The organism is Brevundimonas abyssalis TAR-001 (assembly GCF_000466985.1).
In the GTDB taxonomy this organism is placed as follows: Bacteria; Pseudomonadota; Alphaproteobacteria; order Caulobacterales; family Caulobacteraceae; genus Brevundimonas; species Brevundimonas abyssalis.
Genome location: NZ_BATC01000027.1, coordinates 1 through 20,237, shown reverse-complemented (window position 1 = coordinate 20,237; position 20,237 = coordinate 1). Strand labels below are relative to the sequence as shown.

The following is a 20,237-nucleotide window of genomic DNA, read 5'->3' as shown; positions in this document are numbered from 1 at the left end:
ATGGCGCGTGTCACCGTCATCGGCGCCGGACCCGCCGGCCTCATGGCCGCCGAAACGCTGGCCCAACGTGGACACGCCGTCACGGTGCTGGAGCGCATGCCCTCGGTCGCGCGCAAATTCCTCATGGCCGGGCGTGGCGGGCTGAACCTCACCCACTCCGAACCGATCGGCCCGTTCATGGGCCGCTACGGCGACGCGCGCACCCGGCTCCAGCCCGGCATCGACGCCTTCCCGCCCGCCGCCCTGACCGCCTGGGCCGAGGCGCTGGGCCAGCCGGTCTTCACCGGCAGCAGCGGCCGCATCTTCCCCCGCGCCATGAAGGCCTCGCCACTGCTGCGCGCGTGGCTGGCCCGCCTCGCCGAACAGGGCGTGGAGATCCGCACGCGGCAGGACTGGCGCGGCTGGGATGACCAGGGCCGCCTGATCATCGCCGGGCCGGACGGCGAACGCGCCGAGGCCCCCGACGCCGTGGTGCTCGCCCTGGGCGGCGCCAGCTGGCCACGTCTGGGGTCGACCGGCGACTGGGCCGGCCGGCTGAGCGCGCGCGGCGTGCCCGTGACCCCCTTCCGCCCGGCCAACAGCGGCTTTCTGGCCGACTGGAGTCCGACCTTCGTTGAGCGGTTCGCGGGCCAGCCGCTGAAGGGCGCCGCCTTCACCTTCGACGGCCGCACCGTGCGCGGCGAGGCCATGATCGCCGCCTACGGGCTGGAGGGCGGGGCGGTCTACGCCCTGTCCGCCCCCCTGCGCGACGCCGTGGAGCGCGACGCCCGCGCCGTCCTGACCATCGACCTGAAACCGGATCTGAGCCTCGCGGCCCTGACCGACCGGCTGGCCCGCCCGCGCGGGTCCCGGTCCCTGTCCAACCACCTGAGAAAGGCCGCCGGCCTGTCGCCCGCCGCCATCGGCCTGCTGCGCGAAACCGGCGACGGCCTGCCCCCCAACCCGGCAGACGACCCGGCCGCACTCGCCTCGCTCATCAAGGCCGCGCCCCTGATCCTGACCAGCGTGCAGGGGCTGGACCGGGCCATCTCCACCGCCGGAGGGATCGCGTGGGACGCGGTGGACGAGCGCCTGATGCTGACGGCCCTGCCCGGCGTCTTCGTGGCGGGCGAGATGCTGGACTGGGAGGCCCCCACCGGCGGTTATCTTCTGCAGGGCTGCTTCGCCACGGGCCGCGCGGCGGGCCTCGGCGCGGCGGACTGGCTGGGCTGAATTCCGCCGCCGGGGTCGACTCCGCCGGTCCCGGCAGGCAGCCTTGGGACTGATCCCTGACCGGACCGGAGTCCCTCATGTCCCTGCGCCGCGCCCTCCTTCCCGTACTTTCCGCCGCCCTGCTGGCCGCCTGCGCCCAGTCGTCGGAAAGGCCCGAGATCGCGGTCGACGCCGCCCGCATGAACGACTACGTCCGGGTTCTCGCCTCCGACGATTTTCAGGGGCGCGGCCCCGCCGGTCCCGGCGAGCAGCCCACGGTCGACTATCTGGTGGAGCAGTTCCGGGCTCTCGGCCTGCAGCCCGGCGGCCCCGATGGCCAGTGGATCCAGACCGTCCCCCTCAGCCGCACGGCCCAGGACGGCCCCGCCACCATCACCGCAGCCGCCGACGGCTGGACCCGCACCCTTGAGCGCGGCCCCGACATTCTGGTCAGCAGCGACCGGCCCGAGACCCGCATCACCGTCACCGACGCCCCGCTGGTCTTCGTGGGCTACGGCGTCAGCGCGCCGGAGCGCGACTGGGACGACTTCAAGGGCGTCGACCTGACCGGCAAGATCATGGTGGTTCTGGTCAACGACCCGGACTTCGAGGTCCCCGAGGATCACCCCACGGCGGGCCTGTTCGACGGGAACGCCATGACCTTCTACGGCCGCTGGGTCTACAAATTCCAGGAGGCGGCGCGTCAGGGCGCGGCCGGGGTGCTGGTGATCCACGAGGATTCCGGCGCCGGCTACGGCTGGAGCGTGCTCCAGAACTCCGCCCCCGCGCCCAAGCTGGACATCGTGCGCGAAGACCCGAACGCCGACCGCGCGCCCTTCCAGGGCTGGATCCAGCGCGAACAGGCCGAGGCCCTGCTGGAACAGGCCGGTCTGGATTTCAACACGCTCAAGGCCGCCGCCCAGCAGCGCGACTTCCAGCCGGTCGAGCTGGACGGCGTCACCCTGTCCGTGGACTTCCGCCAGACCGTGGACCGCATCGAGACGCAGAACGTGGTGGCCCGCGTGGACGGCGCCGCGCGGCCGGACGAGACGATCATCTACGGCGCCCACTGGGACGCCTTCGGCCGCGCCACGCCCGATGCGGACGGCGACGACATCTATAACGGCGCGGTGGACAATGCGACGGGCCTGGCCGCCCTGCTGGAGCTGGCCCGGCTGTTCGCAGAAGGCCCGGCGCCGGAACGCTCGGTGGTCTTCATGGCCTGGGCGGCTGAGGAGCCAGGCCTGCTGGGCGCCGAGTATTATGCGGTCAATCCGCTGTCGCCGCTGGAGACCACGGTGGCTAACATCAACATGGACTCCTTCCTGCCTGGCGACCACATCGACCCGCAGGTGGTCATCATCGGCCCGGGCAAGAGCGAGCTGGACGCCATTCTCGAACGCCATGTCCAGGCCGCGGGCCGCACGGTCATCCCTGATCCCGCGCCCCACGCCGGCGCCTTCTACCGCTCTGACCATTTCCCCCTGGCGCGCCGGGGCGTGCCCGCCCTGTTCGCGGCGGCGGACTTCACCGGCCACAACGACGCCAGCCGCGACTATGTGCAGAACCGCTATCACCAGCCGTCCGACGAGTGGGACGAGACCTGGACCATGGGCGCGGCCGCCGCCAATGTTCAGCTGCTATTTGATGTGGGGGCCGAACTGGCCAACTCGGACCTTTGGCCCGGATGGACCGAGGGCGACGAGTTCGAGGCGGTGCGCCAGTCCTCCGCGGCGTCGCGTCGCTAGCGCGTCGTCACGGGGGCGCGTAGAACCGGGTCATGGAAAACGTGTTCGACATCCTGATCCTGCTGGCCATCGGCGCCGTGGCCGTAACCCTGCTCATGGGCATCTATTCGCTCTATCGCGGCGGCGAGTTCGCCCGATCCCATTCCAACAAGCTGATGCGCCTGCGTGTGGCGCTTCAGGCTGTCGCCATCATCCTGCTGGTGGCGGGCATGTGGTGGAAGTCCCAGAACGGAGGCTGACCCGCCCATGGTCGTGCTGAACAAGATCTACACAAAGACCGGCGATGACGGGGCCACCCGCCTGGCCAACGGTGAGCCGGTCTCCAAGTCGGACCTGCGGGTCGAGGCCTACGGCGCGGTGGACGAACTGAACGCCGTCATCGGCCTGTGCCGCCTTCACACCGCCCAGCACGACCGCATCGACGCCAAGCTGGCCCGCATCCAGAACGAGCTGTTCGATCTGGGCGCCGACCTGGCCACGCCCCACGATCCGCCGCCCAGGTGGGAAGCCCTGCGCATCGTGGCGTCCCAGGTGGCGCGGCTGGAGTGCGAGATCGACGAGATCAACGACGCCCTGAAACCGCTGGACAGCTTCATCCTGCCGGGCGGCTCGCCCCTGTCGACCCATCTGCATTTGGCCCGCACCGTCTGCCGCCGCGCCGAGCGCGAGGCCGTGCGGCTGGTGGAGTCCGGCCAGACCGTCACCCCCGAGGCGGTGATCTATCTGAATCGCCTGTCGGACCTGCTGTTCGTCGCCGGACGCCGCGCCAATGCGAATGGGGCCGATGACGTGCTCTGGAAGCCGGGCGCGACCCGCTAGCCCCGCCCCGGCAGGTACTCCAGGGTGAACGCCTCGCGCCAGTCCAGGGCCTGGGGATAGACCCCCGCCTCCGACGTCACCGCGAAGAAGTCGCGCCAGCGGTCCTCGGTCATGGCGCCGATGCCCATGATGGCCGCGTCGCCGCCCTGCACGATCTGGTTTTCCCTCAGGGCCTCGCGGGCCTGGGCCAGCACCTCGGCGGTCATCTCCGGATTGTCGGCCATGATCAGGGCGTCGGCCTCGGCCGGGTCGCCGTTCAGATAGTCGTGCCAGCCCTCGGCCGAGGCGGCGATGAAGGCCCGCAGGGCCTCGTCATTGTCCCGGGCGAAGGCGTTGGGCGCCAGCACCATGCAGGCGTAGGAGGGATAGCCCTCGTCCGCCAGCAGGAACACCCGCGGCTCGAACCCGCCGACCTGCTCAATCGTGTAAGGCTCACTGGTCAGATAACCCTGCTGCACCGCCCGCTCGTCGGCCAGGAACGGGGCCGGGTTGAAGGTGTAGGTGCGCACCTGGTCGTCGGTGAAGCCGTACCGGGCCCTCAGCCACACCCAGAACGCATCCCGCGACGCGGTGGCCAGCAGGAACGGCCGCCCGGCCAGATCCGCGATGCCTTCCAGCGCCGGGTCGGGGTGCGCGATCAGCACCTGCGGGTCCTTCTGGAAATAGGCCGCCACCGCCTTCACCGGCGCGCCCTCGGCCACCAGATTCAGCGGGATGAAGCTGTTGGACCCCATGCCCAACTCCACCGCCCCGGACGCCAGCAGCTGGGGCACGTTCACGCCCGGCCCGCCCTGGATGATCTGGACGTTCAGATTGCGCGCCCCGTAGGCCCCCGACGCCAGCGCCTGATAGAATCCGCCATGCTCGGCCTGGGCCCGCCAGTCGGTGGCGAAGCGCAGGCGCACGCGTCCCTGTTCGTCCACCGGGGCCTCGGACCGCCCGCACGCGCTCAGGCCCAGCGCCGAAGCGGCCAGCCCGGCGCCGATGACGGCCCTGCGATGCGGAAAAGCCATGCGATTCTGTCCCCGGAGATCACGGGGACGTTATGACGGCGACGCCCGGATTGGAAGGTCGGCCTGGTCCGCCCGCTCGAGGAACCGCACCGCGCTCATCACATGGGTGGTCACCCCGATCGGCAGCACCGCTTCGTTGACGTCGAACAGCGGCGAGTGGTTGGGCGGCGAGTCGTCCGGGTCGACGCCCTCGGGCGTGGCGCCCAGATGATAGAACACCCCCGGAATCTGCTGCTGATAGTAGGAGAAGTCCTCGGCGATGGTGGTCGGCGGCGTGGCGGCGTTCAGGTCTTCGGCGCCCACCACCTCCTCCAGCACCGGCGCCAGCCAGGCGGACAGATCCGGGTCGTTGAACACAAGGGCCGCGTTCTGGAACACGGTCATCTCCGCCTCGGCGCCGTGGGCGTGAGCCACATGCTCCACCGCCGCGGTGGCCCGCGCCACCAGATCGTCGCGCTGGGCCACGTCGAAGGTCCGCAGGGTGCCACTCAGGGCCGCGGTGTCGGGGATGATATTGTAGCGCACGCCCGCGTTCATGGTGGCGATGGTGAAAACGGTCGGCGTGGTGGTCGGGTCCACCGTGCGCGCCGTCAGGGTGTTGATGGTGTTGATGATCCCGGCCGAGGCGGCGATCACGTCCACGCCGCGCCACGGCCAGGCCCCGTGGGTCTGGACCCCGGTCAGGGTGATGTCCACGCGGTCCGACGCGGCCATGAAGCCCCGGGGCCGATAGCGCAGGGTCCCCGCCTCGCCCGGCGTCACATGCAGGCCGAAGATGGCCTGGGGCCGCGGATCATCCAGACCGCCCTCGGCCAGGATGCGCGCCGCGCCGCCCATGGGCTCGCCCGGAGGCGCCCCTTCCTCGGCGGGCTGGAACACGAAGACGATGGTTCCGGCCAGTTGCTCCTTCATCCCGGCCAGGATCTGGGCCGCGCCCATCAGCATGGCCATGTGTGCGTCGTGGCCGCAGGCGTGGGCCACCGGCACCGTCGCGCCCTGGTACTCGCCCGTGGCGGTCGAGGCGAAGGGCAGGCCTGTGGCCTCGCGCACCGGCAGGGCGTCCATGTCGGCCCGCAGCGCCACCACCGGCCCGTCTCCGGCGCCGCCGCGCAGGATCGCTATGACCCCGGTGGCCGCCACGCCCGTGCGCACCTCCAGCCCGAGGCCGCGCAGGTGTTCGGCCACATAGGCCGCCGTATCGTGTTCGGCGAAGCCCAGTTCGGGATTGGCGTGCAGATGGCGGCGCCATGCCACCACCTGCGGCTGGATCGCCTCGGCCTGTTCGCGCACCTCACTGGCGGAGATGGGCGACTGGGCGTAGGCAGGAAGTGAAAGGGCGCCCAGCGCCGCCCCCGCCAGCATTCCGACCGTCCATGATCCGTACCGTCCGCGCATTCCCGTCCCTCCTGTTCAGCCCCGCGATCATGGGCGCGGGCGGGCGGACGGCGCAAGGGCCGCAGGGGCGACGCCCATGAAGCTCAAGTCCGAAGCCTTCGGCCTGCTGTTCGCGGTCACCCTGACGGCGGGCGCCGGCAACATGGCGCTGCAGTCGGTGCTGCCCGCCATCGGGCGCGAGTTCGGTCTGGCCGACACCCTGGTGGCCTTCGCCTTCGCCCTCTCGGCCCTGCTGTGGACCGTGGCCTCGCCCTATTGGGCGCGCCTGTCGGACCGGTGGGGGCGCAAGCGGGTGATGATGATCGGCCTGACCGGCTTCATCATCTCCATGCTGGGCTTCGGGATCGCGGCCACTCTGGGGCTGGTGCACTGGCTGTCGGCGCCGGTGGCCTTCGTGCTGATGGCCATCGCGCGGGCGGTGTACGGCCTGCTGGGCTCCGCCGCCCCCATCGCCGCCCAGGCCTATGTGGCGGACCGCACCTCGCGTCGTGCGCGCACCCGCGCCATGTCCATGCTGGCCTCGGCCCAGGGGCTGGGCACCGTCATCGGGCCGGCCCTGGCGCCCTTCTTCGTCCTGCCCTTCGTGGGTCTGGCCGGCCCCATGTACGCCTTCGCCTTCATGGGCCTGGTGGTGCTGATCCTGCTGTGGAAGCGCCTGCCCAGCGGCGACGTGGTCCGCCACCCGGTCAGGCCCGGCGACCCGGCCGGCAAGGGGCTCTGGAAGGACCTGCGCGTGCGCGACTTCCTGATCTACGGCCTGCTGGTCACGGGGGCCCAGGCGGTGAATATCGCCGTGCTGGGTTTTCACGTCATCGACGAGATGGGCCTGCCGGGACGCGAGGCCCAGTCCTTCATCGGCGTCGCCATGCTGTCCGGCGCCGCCGCCACCCTGATGGTGCAGTGGGGCCTGATCCCCATGCTCAAGATGCAGCCGCGCGAGCTGATGCGCTGGGGCGCGGCCCTGGCCCTGGTCGGTAATCTCATGAGCATAGCCGCACCCGGCTTCTTCGGCGTGGTCGTGGGCTACGCGGTGGTCTCCATGGGCGCCGGCTTCGCCCGCCCGGGCTTCACCGCCGGGTCGTCCCTGGCCGTGGAGCCCCACGAGCAGGGTTCCATCGCCGGGCTCATCATGTCGCTGGCCGGGCTCAGCTTTCTGGCCCCGCCCGTCATTGGCGTGGCCCTGTACGAACTGGCCGAACCGGGGCCGTTCATCGGCAATTCGGTGCTGCTGGCCGCCGCCCTGATCCTGTGCTTCGTCAGCACGCCCCTGAAAGCCGCCCCGTCCGGCCGCAGCCGCCGCCCCGTCGAAGGTCCGGCCTCCCAGCCCGGTCCCGAGGGCAAGCAGAACCTGTCGTGACGCCTTCCTCACGCCGCATGATGCTGTAAAAGCCCGCCCATGGATTTTCGTGTCGAGAACAAGATCGGCGTGCCCGCCACCTCCGACGCCCTCTGGGAGGTGCTGTCGGACCTGGGGCGTTGGCCACACTGGAACCCCGTCTTTGTTGAGGCCGAGGGTGCGCTCGGCTTCGGCGCCCCGCTCAGCCTGGTCGAGCGCATCGAAGGACTGGGCGAGCGCCGGGTTCAGGCCCGCCTGGGCGACTGGGTTCCCTATTCCAAGCTGGTCTGGGCTGAAAAACGCGGCTGGCAGTTCACCTCGACCCGCTATGTGCTGATCGACGAGATCGCGCGTGGCAGCTGCATCGTCACCAACGGCGAGATCTATGGCGGCATGCGCGGCGAGAGCTGGTTCATGAAACATCGCCGCAGCCTGCGCCTGGCGTGCGAGACCATGAACGAGGCCCTGCGCGATCAAGCCCTGGCCCGCGAATCCTGACCCCTTTCAAACCAAGGACGACATCCATGGCCGACGACCTGGACACCCCGATCTCCACCATGGCCGTGCGCCTGGCCAACAGCACCCAGCGCGTGGTGCTGTACGAGTACGAGGACGTGATCGTTTTCCTGAAGCCGGGAGCGAAACTTCAAGGCGTGTTCACCGGTTCGGAGAACCCGCCGAAAAGCACCGGCACCATGGCCGACTGGCCGGACCTGACCCCTGAGAAGAAGGCCTGATCCAGGCCTCTCCGGTCACCATCCGTTAACCGCGATTAAAGGGCTTTTCGTCCACCTTGCCCCCATGTCGGGAAAGGCCGCGCGCAAGGGATTGCTGAAGACCACCGTGGCCCTGACGGCCGCGGGGACGATGGCGCTCGCCCCCATGGCGCCCAGCGCCGCCCAGGACGCCGCGCTCGAGCCCGTGGCCGTCCGTATCGGGGCCAATGACACCTTCACCCGCGTGGAGTTCGCCGGCGTGATCGGCGCGCGCGCCCGCATCCGCCGCGAGAACCGTCAGATCATCATCCGCGTGGGCTCCACGGCCGCGCCGGACATCGCGCGCCTGCGGGTCGATCCGCCCCCCGGGGTCGAGCGCGTCGAGACGCGCGGCGTCCAGGGCGGAACCGAGGTGGTCATCCACCTGCTTGAGGGCGCCCAGGCGATCACCGGCCGCGCCGACGGCGCCGTCTTCATCAATCTCTACGCGCCCGGACAGGGTCCTGCGGCCGCCCCCTCACCCGCCGTCCCGGCTTCGGGCGTGGTGCCCGTGGCCGTCACCGCCGGCCCCGACCGTCTTCAGCTGCGCTTCGAATGGGCCGCCCCCGTGGGCGCCGCAGTGTTCCGCCGGGGCGAGGCCGTCTGGATCGTCTTCGACCATGCCGCGCGTCTGGACCTGAATGATGAGGCCGGCCGCGACCTGGGTCCCGCCACGGGCGTCCGATGGGCGGCCGGGCCTGACTATGTGGCCGTGCGCATCGCGGCGCCCGAAAACCTGACCCTCAGCGCCAACGGCGAGGGCGCGGCCTGGACCGTGTCCCTCGGCGGCCCCGCCGGCGGGCCCGGCGGTATCCTGCTGAGCCGCGACGAGGACAGCGGCCCCACCGCCCTGGTGGCCGAATTGGCCGGCGCCGGGCGCGCCGTCTGGCTGACCGATCCGCTGGTGGGCGACCGCTTCGCCGCCGTCACGGCCCTGGCCCCGGCCAAGAGCATGGGCTCGCGCCGCCGTCTGGTCGACCTGACGCTGCTGCCCACCGCCCAGGGCCTGGGAATCGAAACCGCCACGGACGACCTGAGGGTGTCCGTCCAGGGCGATCTGGTGCGCATGACGCGTCCCTCGGGCCTCAGCCTGTCGCGCCCCACCGACAGCCTTCAGGCCGCCGCCGCCCAGGCCGGCGCGCCGCGGCGCGCGCCCTACGCCGCCCTCATCCTGGCCACATGGGCCGACACGGGAGAGGCCGAGTTCGGCGCCCGTCGCCGTCAGCTTCAGGCCGAGGCTGCCCGCGAAGCCGCCGAATCCGAGGACAATCCCCGCGCCCCGGTCGAAGCGCGGCTGGCCCTGACCCGGTTCCTGATCGGCACGGGCCTGCACCATGAGGCCATCGGCGCCCTCAACGCCCTTGTCGTCGCCGCCCCCGCCATGGCCAGCGAGCCGGAGGTGCGCGGCCTTCGCGGCGCCGCCCGCGCGGCCATCGGCCGCCAGAACGAAGCCCTGGCCGACTTCTCCGGCTCGGCGCTCGCCAATGACCCGTCCGCCGCCGTCTGGCGCGGCTACATCGCGGTCCAGCAGTCCGACTGGGCCACGGCGCGGCAGTCCTTCGCGCAAGCGCGCGGGCCATCGACCAGTTCCCGCCCGTCTGGCGCGCCCGCTTCGGCACGGCCCACGCCCTGGCGGCGCTGGAGACCGGCGACCTGACCGCCGCCCGCTCCCTGCTGGCCTATGTGTTCAGCCAGAACCCGCCCGCCGCCGACCAACTGGGAGCCCGCCTGATACAGGCCCGGATGTTCGAGCTGGAGGGCCAGACCGACCGCGCCCTGGCCGTCTACCAGGCCGTGGCCCGCGCACCGCTGGACGGCCTCTCCACCCCCGCGCGGCTGGGCGCGATCCGCCTGCGCATGGCAGGCGGCGACCTGACCCCCACCCAGGCCGCGGCCGAGCTGGAGCCGTTGCGCTGGCGCTGGCGCGGCGACGCCGTGGAGCTGGAGGTGATCCGCTCGCTGGGCGGCATCTATCTCTCCCAGGGCCGCTACCGCGAGGCGCTGGACGCCCTGCGCGGGGCCGGAACCCGGTTCTCGTCCCTGCCCCAGTCCTCCGAACTGCAGCAGGACCTGGCCCAAGCCTTCCGCAGCCTGTTCCTGGAGGGCGCCGCCGACGGCCTGCAGCCCGTCCAGGCCCTGGCCCTGTTCTACGACTTCCGCGAGCTCACGCCCGTGGGCGCCGACGGCGACGACATGGTGCGCCGCCTGGCCCGCCGTCTGATCGACGTGGACCTGCTGGGGCCCGCCGCCGAACTGCTGCAGCATCAGGTCGAGAACCGGCTGGACGGCGTGGCCCAGGCCCAGATCGCCACCGACCTGGCCGCCGTCTATCTGATGAACCGTCAGCCGGAGCAGGCCCTGCGCGCCATCTGGGCGACCCGCACCACCCTGTTGCCGAACGCCCTGAACGCCGAGCGCCGGGCGGTCGAGGCCCGCGCCCTGATGGAGCTGGGCCGCTATGACCATGCGCTGGAGATTCTGGGATCGGACCAGAGCGTCCCCGCCCGCGAGGTGCGCGCCGACCTGCACTGGCGGCGACTGGACTATGGCGCGGCCGCCGCGACCTATGAGGCCCTGCTGGGCGAGCGGTGGCGCGACGCCTCAACGCCACTGACTGCGGCCGAGGAGACCCGGCTGATCCGCGCCGGCGTGGGCTACAGCCTGGCCCGCGAGCCCGCGCCCCTTGCCCGCCTGTCGGAACGCTATGCCGGCTTCATCGAAGGCGCTCGCTCGTCCGGCGCCCTGCGCATCGCCCTGGCGGGGCCGGGATCGGACCAGAGCGCCTCGGACTTCGCCACCCTGGCGGCGCGCACAGACACCTTCACCGGTTGGGTCGCCACCATGAAACAGACCTTCCGCGAGCGCACCGGCGCGACCTAGAGCCTGATCGGTTGAGGTGGAATCGCTTCGCGATTCCGCCGATACGGTGAATCAGGCACGCGGCCGCGCCTTCCACTGCGCCCGGGTCTGGCCCCAGATGTCGACGGTCAGACCTTGCAACGGCGGCGGCAGACGCCCCGGCCCGCGATTGGTCGAGCCAAGCCGTTCCGCCACCTTCTGCGACGGCCGGTTGTCCGGAGCGATGGAGTGGATGACGTCGTCCCAGCCCAGCACGTCAAAGGCGTAGTCCATGGCCGCCGCCGCCCCCTCCACCGCATAGCCCTTGCCCCAGGCGTCCCGGTGCAGGCCCCAGCCCACCTCCGTCCCCGGCCAGTCCAGTGGCGCCCACGGCCCCAGCCGCCCGACCCACAGGCCGCTCGACTTCTCGATCACCGAGAGCATGGACGCGCCGGTCAGATGCCAGGCCCCCGCCATGACCATGAAGCCGCGCCAGGCGGCGGCGGGCGGCTGGGCCCCGCCCAGGAATTGCGCGCTGACCTCGTCAGCCATGAACTCGGCCCAGCGGGGAAAATCCGCCATCTCGATGGGGCGCAGGATCAACCGCTCGGTCTCGATCGTCACCTTGCTCAAAACAGATACTCCCGCTCCAGGGTGTAATGGGATCCCGCGTCTGTCAGGACGCTGGTGTACAGGCCGAACCGGTCCACCCGGAAGGGCGGCGAGTGCAGCAGATTGTGGCCGGTCATCCAGGCCCCGACACGATCGTCCTCGGCGCCTCTCAGATAGGCCAGGGTGACATGCGGCCGATAGTCACGGGATTCCATGACCACGCCCGCCCGCTGGCCCGCCACGCGGCACCGGCCGGCGAGGATGTTCAGGGGCTCCGAAGCGGCCACCCCGGCCCACAGGGCGCGGGTCCTGTGGCCGTCGCCGAAGGCCCCGACGCCCTCGAGTGTCAGATCGAACGGATCGACCCGGGCCTTGTCAGTTCAGCGGCCAGGTCGTCGGCGCGCGGCTCGCCCAGGGCGCCGTAGAAGGCCAGGGTGATGTGCAGCGCCTCGGCAGGCCGCCAGCGTGCGCCGGGCAGGCCCCGCTGGCGCCGCGCCAGGCCTTCCGCAATGTCGAAAGGGATCGGAACGGCGGCGAACAGTCTGATCATGTCGCATCACTAACGCGGCGCCGCGAACCGTGACAAACCGGTTTTGCTTGCAAGGATGGGTGGGGATTCCGATATTGGCGATGAAGGCCGGGTCGAGACCCGGCCATATGGAGATAGAGAGACGCGATGAACGACTTCAACCGAGGCTATCCGGCCCAGGCTCCGGCCCGCGCGGACATGGCGGTGGACGCCGGCCTGCGCGCCTTCATGCTGGGCGTCTACAACAAGCTGGCCCTTGGCCTGGTTGTGGCCGGCGCCCTTGCCTACGTCACCGGCAATGTGCCGGCGGTGGGCCAGTATCTGTTCGCCGAAACCGCCCAGGGCGGCGTCGGCTACACCCCGCTGGGCATGATCGTGGCCTTCGCGCCGCTGGCCATGCTGTTCGGCTCCATGTTCTTCATGAAGAATCCGACGGCGGGCGCGGTGAACCTGCTCTACTGGGCCGTGGTCGCCACCATCGGCGCCGGTCTGGGCGTGGTGTTCCTGGTCTACACAGGCACGTCCATCGCCTCGACCTTCTTCGTGACGGCGGCCGCCTTCGGCGCGCTCAGCCTGTGGGGCTACACCACGAAGAAGGACATGTCCGGCTGGGGCACCTTCCTGATCATGGGCGTGATCGGTCTGATCATCGCCATGGTGGTCAACATGTTCCTGGCCAATCCGTTGATGTACTTCGTCATCAACGCCCTGGGCGTGCTGATCTTCTCGGGCCTGATCGCCTATGACACCCAGCGCCTGAAGATGACCTACTACGCGCTCGGCGGCGACAAGGCCGCCATGGGCGTGGCCACCGGCTTCGGCGCCCTGGCCCTGTTCATCAATTTCGTGAACCTGTTCCAGTTCCTGCTGGCCTTCATGGGCGGGCGTGAATAGGGGATTTTTAGTGCGCTAACGCTCGCGTCGCGGACGCTCGCTATCTGAGCGCCTTGGCGCATAACGGCCTCAAGTAGCGCAAGGCGCGGTAGGCCAACCAAGATGGGCCCCGGAGTGATCCGGGGCCTTTTCTTATTCCACCACCTGAAATCGACGGGCGTCGAACACGCGCAGCACCTGGGCCAGGTCGCGGCCGCGCTTCAGGATCATGCCGCTCTGGTTCATCACCGCCCAGGCGCCCTGGCGACGGGCCAGGGCCGGGCGTTTCTCGATGCGGTAGGCGGGGGCGTCCCCGGCGCGGCGGAACACCGCGAACTCGGCCGCGTCCTTGCCCGGGGCCATGGCGTAATCCCGCCATTCGCCCGCCGCCACCATGCGGCCATAGACCCTGAGCATGGCGTCCAGCTCGCGGCGATCGAAGAACACCGGGCCGGCCGGGCCGTGGTTTGCGGGACTGTCGGAGGCGTCGGCGCTCATCGCGTTCAGCTTAGCGCGAACCGCCTGTGACGCCAGCGGCGGGAACGGGGATTTGACCGGCCCCTGAAGAAAAATGATGCGAACACGAAAAGGCCCTGTTTCGGTCCTTCCAACGCCCGTTTGGGCGCCCAGATAAGCAGTGTCGGCCGGTCGGGGTCGCCGGAGATCCCGGATCCTGAACAGCCCCCCCAGCCCCCCTGGATTTCATGGGGCCTCGACGGGCCGACAAACCTCCAAGCGAGACGCTCGTGCGACACCTCCCCCTCCCGGTCGCGCGGGCGTTTTGCGTTTGGGGTCAGCCCCCCGAGATCAGGCCCCCGAGGTCAGGCGCCCGGCAGGATCGCCGTCGCCGTCTCCCCGCCTCGCGTCACCGTCACCGTGATCTCGCGCCGCGCGCCCGACAGGGCCCGCTCCAGATCGGCCGCCCGGCGCACCGTGGCGTTCCCGGCCCGGGTGACCACGTCTCCGGCCGTCAACCCGGCCTGGGCCGCCGGCGAACCGGCCTCCACAGAGCGCACCTCAACCCCGGCCGCGCCGTCGGCGAAGCGCGCGCCGTGGGCCGACAGGCCCGTCGCGCCCAGGGCGATGGAAGGGCCGTTGGGCCGCTGCACCGTCATCGTCGTCGTCGCCGACCGGCCGTCCCTGAGATAGGTCGCTTCCAGCGAGGTTCCCGGCGGCGCAATGCCCGTCATGGCCTGGACCGTGCCGCCGTTTGACACGACCCTGTCCTCCAGCCCGGTGATGACGTCGCCGCGGCGCAGGCCCGCCCGGTCGGCGGGCGAGCCGGGGACCACGTCCTCGACCACCGCGCCCCGGCCGATCTCCAGCCCCATGTCCTCGGCCCGGCGGGGCGTCAGGGACGACACCGTCGCCCCGGTTTCGCCGCGCACCACCTCCCCGGTGGCCAGGATCTGGTCCGTGACGAAGCGCATGATGTTGATGGGCACGGCAAAGGCGATGCCGTCATTGCCGCCGCTCGTGCCGCCGCCTGACAGGATCGCCGTGTTGATGCCGATCAGCCGGCCCCGGCTGTCCAGCAGCGGACCGCCCGAATTGCCCGAGTTCACCGCCGCGTCCGTCTGGATGTAGTCCTCGACCGCATCGCCCAGTCCCGACCGCCCCAGGCCGGAGATAACGCCCATGGTCAGGGTCTGATCCAGGCCCAGCGGATAGCCCACCGCGAAGGCCAGGTCGCCGCTGCGCAGGGTTCCGGCGGGCGCCACGTGGACCTGGGTCAGGTCCGGCGCCGCGATTCTCAGCACGGCGATGTCCGTGGCCCGGTCCGCACCCAGCAGTTCAGCGCGATAGGAGCGGCCGTCCAGCAGATCGACGCGGAACGCCGTGCCGTTCTCGATCACGTGGTGGTTGGTGATGATCACCCCGCCCGCCGCGTCGATGATGACGCCCGATCCGCCCGAGATCTCCTTGGGCCCGTCGTCGCCGCGCGAGGGTCCGCCCCCGGCGCCCAGGGTGGTGATGGCCACAACGGCTGGAAGACTCGGCTCGATCCCAGCCGCGAAGGTGAACACACCCCGCTCGGCGTCATAGGGCATTTGCGGGGGTATCTGGGCCCAGGCGGCGCCCGCCGTCGTCAAGCTGATGGTCAGGGCCGCCACAGCCACCGTCCGGCGCAGTTGGATCGTATTCACGCAGCAAGCCCCCCATTGAATTCGGATCATAGACTAGACCCGGAAACGCGCCGTGACGACAGCCCCTGTTGATGCGTCATCAATGATCAGGTCGCCGCGGTGTCGGCGCGCCACGGCGCGCACGAACGGCAGGCCCATGCCATGGCTTTCCGGCCCCTCGCCAGGCGTCTGGGCCGCTGACCCGGCGAAGCCGGGCCCCTGATCCGCCACGCGCAGCACGGCCTCCCCGCCGTCCATGGCCACGGTGACGCGCACGACGCCGCCCGGCGGCGAATATTTCACCGCATTGTCCAGAAGATTGGTCGCCGCCCGCTGCAGCAGGGTGCGCACGCCCGGAATCTCCACCAAGGCCAGATCGGCCACGATGCTGACCTCCCGCTCGGCCGCCACGGCCTCGTACAGTTCGATCACCTGGGCGGCCAGGTCGTCCAGCCGCACCGTCTCGAACACCCAGGACGCGCCGTCCCGCAGCGCCAGGGCCTCGTTCATGGCGCGGGTCAGCTGGGCCAGGTCCGCGCCCGCCTGACCGGCCAGACGCACCCGCTCCGCCTCGTCGGTCGCCTCCGCCAGCCGGTCCAGCCGCGAGGACGCCCGGGCCAGGGGCGTGCGGAAATCATGGGCCAGCTGGTCCGACGCGTCCCGCAGCCAGCCCATCAACTCCTCCAGCCGGTCCAGCGTCTGGTTCACCCGCCGCGTCAGGCCGGTCAGCTCCGGCGCGGCGGCCGTCTCCGGCGCGCGCTCGGCGAAATCGCCCACCGCCGCCCGGTCCAGGGTCTGGCTCAACCGCTCGATGTCGATGGCCAGGCGCCGCCGGGCCAGGCTCGCGGCCCCCAGTCCGAAGACCAGGATCAGAACGCCGGTCACGAGGATGGTCAGCACCGCCCGGCCCCACGGCGCGCCACTGCGCTCCACCACCCGGCCCACGGTCAGGGTCAGGGCGCCGTAGGGCTGGCGCACGGCGGCCACCTCCACCGCGCGATTCGGGCACAGGGCGCCGCGCTCCAGTCTCAGCACATGGACCCCGTCGCCCAGGCGCTCGATGGGATCCGCCTCCGCCTCCGCCAGGGCCGCAAGGCCGGCCGGCGCGACGCCCGGCGCCTCGATCAGGCGTACGCCCGCGCCGCCGCGGCCGGTGCGGCAGACCGCCTCCAGCGACCGTGCATCGCCCGGCCGCGTCTGAACCGCCTCCAGCCAGGCGGCCAGCCAGGCCGCGTCCGTGTCGGTCAGGGTCTGGGTCGAAAAGCTGTCGTCGGCCCCCAGCTTGGCGGCCATGGCGGCGAAGTCCTGCAGGGCGATCAGGGCCGCCTTCTCCCGCTGGTCGGTCTGGACCGCCAGCCCGGTCACGACCAGCGAGCCGGTCAGGGCCAGCGCCGCCAGGACCCCCATGGCGGCCGTCAGCTGGGTGGCCGTGGGCCTGAGCGTCGCCCGGCTCAGGGCCGCGAACAGTCTGGAGGGGATCAAGGCCGCCTCACCCGACCCCGCTCAGGTCGCGGAAGATCAGGCTCTGGCTGCGCGCCGACACGATCAGGGGGTGCAGACCGTCGCTGAGCTCCGGGGTCGCCTCCTTCAGCCGTCGCCGCAGCGCCGAGATACGGGCGTCGATGATGTTGACGAAATTGTCGGGCAGGAATTTCCACTCCACCCAGCACCGGTCCCACAGCATGGTCTTGGTCACGGGCTGACCGCGCGCGGTCATCAGCTCGCAGACGATGCCGAACTCCAGCGGCGACAGCTCGATCTGCCGCGACTCCATGTCCCCCAGGGCGAAACTCAGGGTCCGCGCACCGGGCGCCAGGCGGAACGGGCCGTTGATGATGTCCGCGCCGTTGGCGGCCGGAGCGGCCCGTGCGGCGCGGCGCAGCTGGGCCGCGATGCGGGCCACCAGCTCCTCGTCGCCAACGGGCTTGGCCAGGTAATCGTCCGCCCCGGACAGCAGGCCCTCCACCTTCTGGTGTTCGCCGCCCAGCGCCGTCAGCATCAGGGCCGGGGCCTCAGCCGAGGGGCCGCCGCCCGCGCGGATGCGCTTCAGCGTCTCCAGCCCGTCCATGCCGGCGGTCATGCGGTCCAGAATGATGACGTCGTATCCGCCGCCCTCGGCCAGCGACAGGGCCTGCTCGCCCGCCTCGACCCGGTCCACGGCCGTGAACCCCGCCTTCAGCAGCCGATCGGCCACATGTTCGGCCAGGGCCGGATCGTCTTCCAGCAACAGAACGCGACGGCCCTGAAACATGTCTCTCAGACCCGCGAACGGATCCGCCTCGGCGATCTCGGATTGCGTCATGACCCCTCCATGCCCTCGCTGCGAGGATAGACCGACGCGCCCGGATGACAACGGTGTGCGAACCGCCATGCAACCACCTCGCGCCTGAACCGTAGCTAGGGCTTCGCGGCGACGGTCGCCGCTGATGGTTTCTGACCGGGTGAAGACGGATGCGATTTCACGGAATGACGGCGGCTTGCGGCGCCCTGGCCCTGGCGGCCTGCGGAACGACTGCGGTGGAGCCCTCGGGCCTGCTCAGCAGCTATGACGGCCTCGCCGTGCGCGAGGGCACGGTCTGGGCCTCCATTCAGGAGCGGCGCGACGACGCCCTCGCAACGCAGATCGACCGCCTGTTCATCGAGCCCGCGATCCTCGCCCCCGGCGTGGGCCATGATCTGACCGACTACGAGCGGACCCTGGTGCTGCGCGAGGTGGACCGGCAGATCTGCTACGAGGTCAGCGAGCGCTTCACCGTGCTGGCGGAACCCGCCATGGACGCGGGCCGGGTGCGGGCGGTGGTGTCGCGGATCGGGCCGACCGGTCGCGCCGCCTCGGCCGCCTCGGCCGCCTCGGGCTTCTTCATTCCCGGCCCCATCGGCCTGCGCGTGCCCGGAACCCTTGGCGGGTTGGCGGCGGAGGCCGAGCTGCTGGCCGCCAATGATCAGGGCCAGGCGGCGGCGATCCTGTGGTCCCGTGACGCCCAGGCCGTGGGCACGGACAATCCGTCCCTGTCGCGGGTGGGCGATGCGGTGCAGCTGGCCGAGCCCTTCGGCGACGCCGTGGGCGACGCCTTCGCCCCGCCGGAGCGCGAGGTCCGCGCCATCGCCGATCCGGATCCCTGCGCCCGCTTCGGCCCCCGCTTCCGTCCCGAAGGCGTCGCCGCCGGCTTCATCACCGGCCTCTACTCCCCCGAACTCAGCGGCGCCCAGGCCGAAGGCGACGAGCCCGAAGCCACGCAGACTGAGCAGCCCGACCGCTAACGCCCCCGCCCGCGCTCAAGCAGCGTGCCGCCGCGCGGCGAGCGCTAGCGCACCACCATGCGCTCAAGCAGCGAGCGTCCGCGACGCGAGCGTTAGCGCTCCAAGGATGTTAGCGCCCTAGAATGCCGCCTGCCCGGTGATGGCCCTGCCCAGGATCAGGGCGTGGACGTCGTGGGCGCCTTCATAGGTGTTGACGGTCTCGAGGTTCATGGCGTGGCGCATCACGTGCATCTCGCCGGTGATGCCGGCGCCGCCGTGCATGTCGCGAGCCTCGCGGGCCACGGCCAGGGCCTTGCCGCAGTTGTTGCGCTTCATCATCGAGATGGCCTCGGGAACCCACGCCCCCTGATCCAGCAGCCGGCCCAGCGCCAGCGCGCCCTCCAGCCCCAGGAAGATCTCGGTCTGCATGTCCGCCAGCTTCTTCTGCACCAATTGCCGCGACGACAGGGGCCGCCCGAACAGCATGCGCTCGCCCACATAGTCGCGGCTGGCGTGGAAGCAGAACTCCGCCGCCCCCATGGCGCCCCAGGCGATGCCGTAGCGCGCCTTGTTCAGGCAGCTGAACGGCCCGCGCAGGCCCTTCACGCCCGGCAGGATGTTGGCCTCGGGCACGAACACGTCGTTCAGCCCGATGTCGCCGGTGACCGAGGCGCGCAGGGACAGCTTGTCGCCGATCTTGTCGGTGGTGAAGCCGTCGAAGTCGCGCTCGACGATGAAGCCCCGGATCACGTCATCCAGCTTGGCCCAGACCACCGCCAGATCGCTGATGGGGCTGTTGGTGATCCAGTATTTGGCCCCGTTCAGGCGGTAGCCGCCATCCACCGCCACGGCCTTGGTCTTCATGGAGGCCGGGTCCGATCCGCCGTCCGCCTCGGTCAGGCCGAAACAGCCGATCAGCTCGCCCGCCGCCATCTTGGGCAGGAATTTCGCTTTCTGCTCGTCCGAGCCGAACGCATAGATGGGATACATGGCCAGCGAGCTCTGCACGCTCATGGCCGAGCGATAGCCCGAATCCACCGCCTCGATCTCGCGCGCGATCAGCCCATAGGCCACATGGGACGCTTCGGAGCCGCCGTACTGCTCCGGCAGCATGGCGCCCAGAAAGCCCATCTCGCCCATCTCGGTCATGATGGCCCGGTCGAATGTCTCGTCCCGGAAGGCCGCGACCACCCGGGGCAGCAGGGCCTCGCGGGCGTAGGACCGCGCGGCGTCGCGGATCATCCGCTCGTCATCGGTCAGACGGCCCTCCAGATCCAGCGGGTCATCCCAGCGAAAGGTCTTGGCGTCGGACATGGTCGTGGTCTTTTCTTCTGGGGCCGATTACGCCTCGGCCTGTTTCCTGATCGTGGCCGTGGCTTTAGGATAGATCGGGTTCCACGGGTAGGGGTGAGGATCGCCGCAGCATGACGACACCGTTCCATCGACTGTTTCTGAACCACCCGCGTGAGGTGGAGGAATCCTATCTGGAGCACCTGGGCGCGGCGTCGTCCTTCGGCTTCCGCCTGCTGGGCGCGGCGGGATTCGCCTTCCTCCACGCCCTCGTTCCCGGCGTCGCCAAGACCGCCGCCTCGGACCGAATCAAGGACATGGCCGACGAACTCACCGGCCGCGCCCGCATGGCCCGCGAGACCCGGATGCGGGAAGCCGGCGCGATCGATCCGGGGCTGTAGGCCGTATCCTCCCCCAAAGCGAAGCGTATGGGGGAGGGGGACCACGAAGTGGTGGAGGGGGCGGACCCCAT

General features: G+C 70.8%; 20 protein-coding genes and 1 pseudogene. 12 read left to right on the top strand and 9 right to left on the bottom strand.

Translation table 11 applies throughout. The annotated features are described in order from the left end of the window. The 4 genes from MBEBAB_RS08425 to MBEBAB_RS08410 all read left to right on the top strand — a co-directional run bounded on the left by MBEBAB_RS08425 (position 1) and on the right by MBEBAB_RS08410 (position 3,758). Positions 1-1,212 carry a BaiN/RdsA family NAD(P)/FAD-dependent oxidoreductase gene (locus tag MBEBAB_RS08425; RefSeq protein ID WP_021697541.1) on the top strand — a complete coding sequence of 404 codons (1,212 nt, stop codon included), beginning with the start codon at positions 1-3 and terminating at the stop codon, positions 1,210-1,212. A 77-nt stretch (positions 1,213-1,289) separates the two neighbouring features. Next, complete coding sequence (locus MBEBAB_RS08420) at positions 1,290-2,939, top strand: M28 family metallopeptidase (RefSeq protein WP_021697540.1); 1,650 nt, start codon at positions 1,290-1,292, stop codon at positions 2,937-2,939. A 32-nt stretch (positions 2,940-2,971) separates the two neighbouring features. Beyond that, on the top strand, positions 2,972-3,178 hold the full coding sequence (locus MBEBAB_RS08415; protein ID WP_021697539.1) for a twin transmembrane helix small protein: 207 nt from the start codon (positions 2,972-2,974) through the stop codon (positions 3,176-3,178). A 7-nt stretch (positions 3,179-3,185) separates the two neighbouring features. Next, entirely contained in the window at positions 3,186-3,758 is a 573-nt protein-coding gene (locus MBEBAB_RS08410) for a cob(I)yrinic acid a,c-diamide adenosyltransferase (RefSeq protein WP_021697538.1), read from the top strand. On the opposite strand, the gene MBEBAB_RS08405 is transcribed toward MBEBAB_RS08410, so the two are convergent. After that, complete coding sequence (locus MBEBAB_RS08405; RefSeq protein ID WP_021697537.1) at positions 3,755-4,771, bottom strand: ABC transporter substrate-binding protein; 1,017 nt, start codon at positions 4,769-4,771, stop codon at positions 3,755-3,757. The genes MBEBAB_RS08410 and MBEBAB_RS08405 overlap by 4 nt on opposite strands. 30 nt (positions 4,772-4,801) lie before the next feature. Further along, positions 4,802-6,166 carry an amidohydrolase gene (locus MBEBAB_RS08400; RefSeq protein ID WP_021697536.1) on the bottom strand — a complete coding sequence of 455 codons (1,365 nt, stop codon included), beginning with the start codon at positions 6,164-6,166 and terminating at the stop codon, positions 4,802-4,804. A gap of 76 nt (positions 6,167-6,242) precedes the next feature. Between MBEBAB_RS08400 and MBEBAB_RS08395 the strand changes: the two genes are divergently transcribed. The 5 genes from MBEBAB_RS08395 to MBEBAB_RS17540 all read left to right on the top strand — a co-directional run bounded on the left by MBEBAB_RS08395 (position 6,243) and on the right by MBEBAB_RS17540 (position 11,137). Next, entirely contained in the window at positions 6,243-7,523 is a 1,281-nt protein-coding gene (locus MBEBAB_RS08395) for an MFS transporter (protein ID WP_021697535.1), read from the top strand. 39 nt (positions 7,524-7,562) lie between these two features. After that, on the top strand, positions 7,563-8,000 hold the full coding sequence (locus MBEBAB_RS08390) for an SRPBCC domain-containing protein (protein ID WP_021697534.1): 438 nt from the start codon (positions 7,563-7,565) through the stop codon (positions 7,998-8,000). 26 nt (positions 8,001-8,026) lie between these two features. Further along, entirely contained in the window at positions 8,027-8,239 is a 213-nt protein-coding gene (locus tag MBEBAB_RS08385; RefSeq protein WP_021697533.1) for a hypothetical protein, read from the top strand. 64 nt (positions 8,240-8,303) lie between these two features. Continuing rightward, entirely contained in the window at positions 8,304-9,914 is a 1,611-nt protein-coding gene (locus MBEBAB_RS17545; protein ID WP_242397128.1) for a hypothetical protein, read from the top strand. A gap of 26 nt (positions 9,915-9,940) precedes the next feature. Then, positions 9,941-11,137 carry a tetratricopeptide repeat protein gene (locus MBEBAB_RS17540; RefSeq protein WP_242397127.1) on the top strand — a complete coding sequence of 399 codons (1,197 nt, stop codon included), beginning with the start codon at positions 9,941-9,943 and terminating at the stop codon, positions 11,135-11,137. 51 nt (positions 11,138-11,188) lie between these two features. Here MBEBAB_RS17540 and MBEBAB_RS08375 read toward each other — a convergent pair whose 3' ends face one another. After that, positions 11,189-11,728 (bottom strand): GNAT family N-acetyltransferase, encoded by a 540-nt coding sequence (locus tag MBEBAB_RS08375; RefSeq protein ID WP_021697531.1) that lies wholly within the window; start codon positions 11,726-11,728, stop codon positions 11,189-11,191. Continuing rightward, positions 11,725-12,257 (bottom strand): annotated as a pseudogene (gene thpR, locus MBEBAB_RS08370) (RNA 2',3'-cyclic phosphodiesterase). The gene MBEBAB_RS08375 and the pseudogene thpR overlap by 4 nt, the downstream one beginning before the upstream one ends. 126 nt (positions 12,258-12,383) lie before the next feature. Here thpR and MBEBAB_RS08365 point away from each other — a divergent pair. Further along, positions 12,384-13,130: a Bax inhibitor-1/YccA family protein gene (locus MBEBAB_RS08365; RefSeq protein WP_021697529.1), complete on the top strand. Its 747-nt coding sequence runs from the start codon at positions 12,384-12,386 to the stop codon at positions 13,128-13,130. A gap of 132 nt (positions 13,131-13,262) precedes the next feature. Here MBEBAB_RS08365 and MBEBAB_RS08360 read toward each other — a convergent pair whose 3' ends face one another. From MBEBAB_RS08360 to MBEBAB_RS08345, 4 genes are all read right to left on the bottom strand, one after another. Further along, positions 13,263-13,607, bottom strand: a complete 345-nt coding sequence (locus MBEBAB_RS08360) for a DUF2794 domain-containing protein (RefSeq protein ID WP_021697528.1) — start codon at positions 13,605-13,607, stop codon at positions 13,263-13,265. Between the two features lie 323 nt (positions 13,608-13,930). Continuing rightward, positions 13,931-15,256: a trypsin-like peptidase domain-containing protein gene (locus MBEBAB_RS08355; protein WP_158332130.1), complete on the bottom strand. Its 1,326-nt coding sequence runs from the start codon at positions 15,254-15,256 to the stop codon at positions 13,931-13,933. 33 nt (positions 15,257-15,289) lie between these two features. Then, complete coding sequence (locus MBEBAB_RS18035; protein ID WP_021697526.1) at positions 15,290-16,717, bottom strand: sensor histidine kinase; 1,428 nt, start codon at positions 16,715-16,717, stop codon at positions 15,290-15,292. A gap of 7 nt (positions 16,718-16,724) precedes the next feature. Further along, positions 16,725-17,537, bottom strand: coding sequence for a response regulator transcription factor (locus MBEBAB_RS08345; RefSeq protein ID WP_021697525.1), 813 nt, complete (start codon positions 17,535-17,537; stop codon positions 16,725-16,727). Between the two features lie 164 nt (positions 17,538-17,701). Here MBEBAB_RS08345 and MBEBAB_RS08340 point away from each other — a divergent pair, with 164 nt between their 5' ends. Next, positions 17,702-18,496, top strand: a complete 795-nt coding sequence (locus MBEBAB_RS08340) for a DUF3313 family protein (RefSeq protein ID WP_052516771.1) — start codon at positions 17,702-17,704, stop codon at positions 18,494-18,496. 117 nt (positions 18,497-18,613) lie between these two features. Here MBEBAB_RS08340 and MBEBAB_RS08335 read toward each other — a convergent pair whose 3' ends face one another. Next, positions 18,614-19,789 (bottom strand): acyl-CoA dehydrogenase, encoded by a 1,176-nt coding sequence (locus MBEBAB_RS08335; RefSeq protein WP_021697523.1) that lies wholly within the window; start codon positions 19,787-19,789, stop codon positions 18,614-18,616. Positions 19,790-19,899: 110 nt separating this feature from the next. Between MBEBAB_RS08335 and MBEBAB_RS08330 the strand changes: the two genes are divergently transcribed. Beyond that, the gene (locus MBEBAB_RS08330) at positions 19,900-20,166 is read left to right on the top strand and encodes a DUF6356 family protein (RefSeq protein ID WP_021697522.1); all 267 of its coding nucleotides are present in this window, start codon (positions 19,900-19,902) and stop codon (positions 20,164-20,166) included. Positions 20,167-20,237 lie beyond the last annotated feature (71 nt).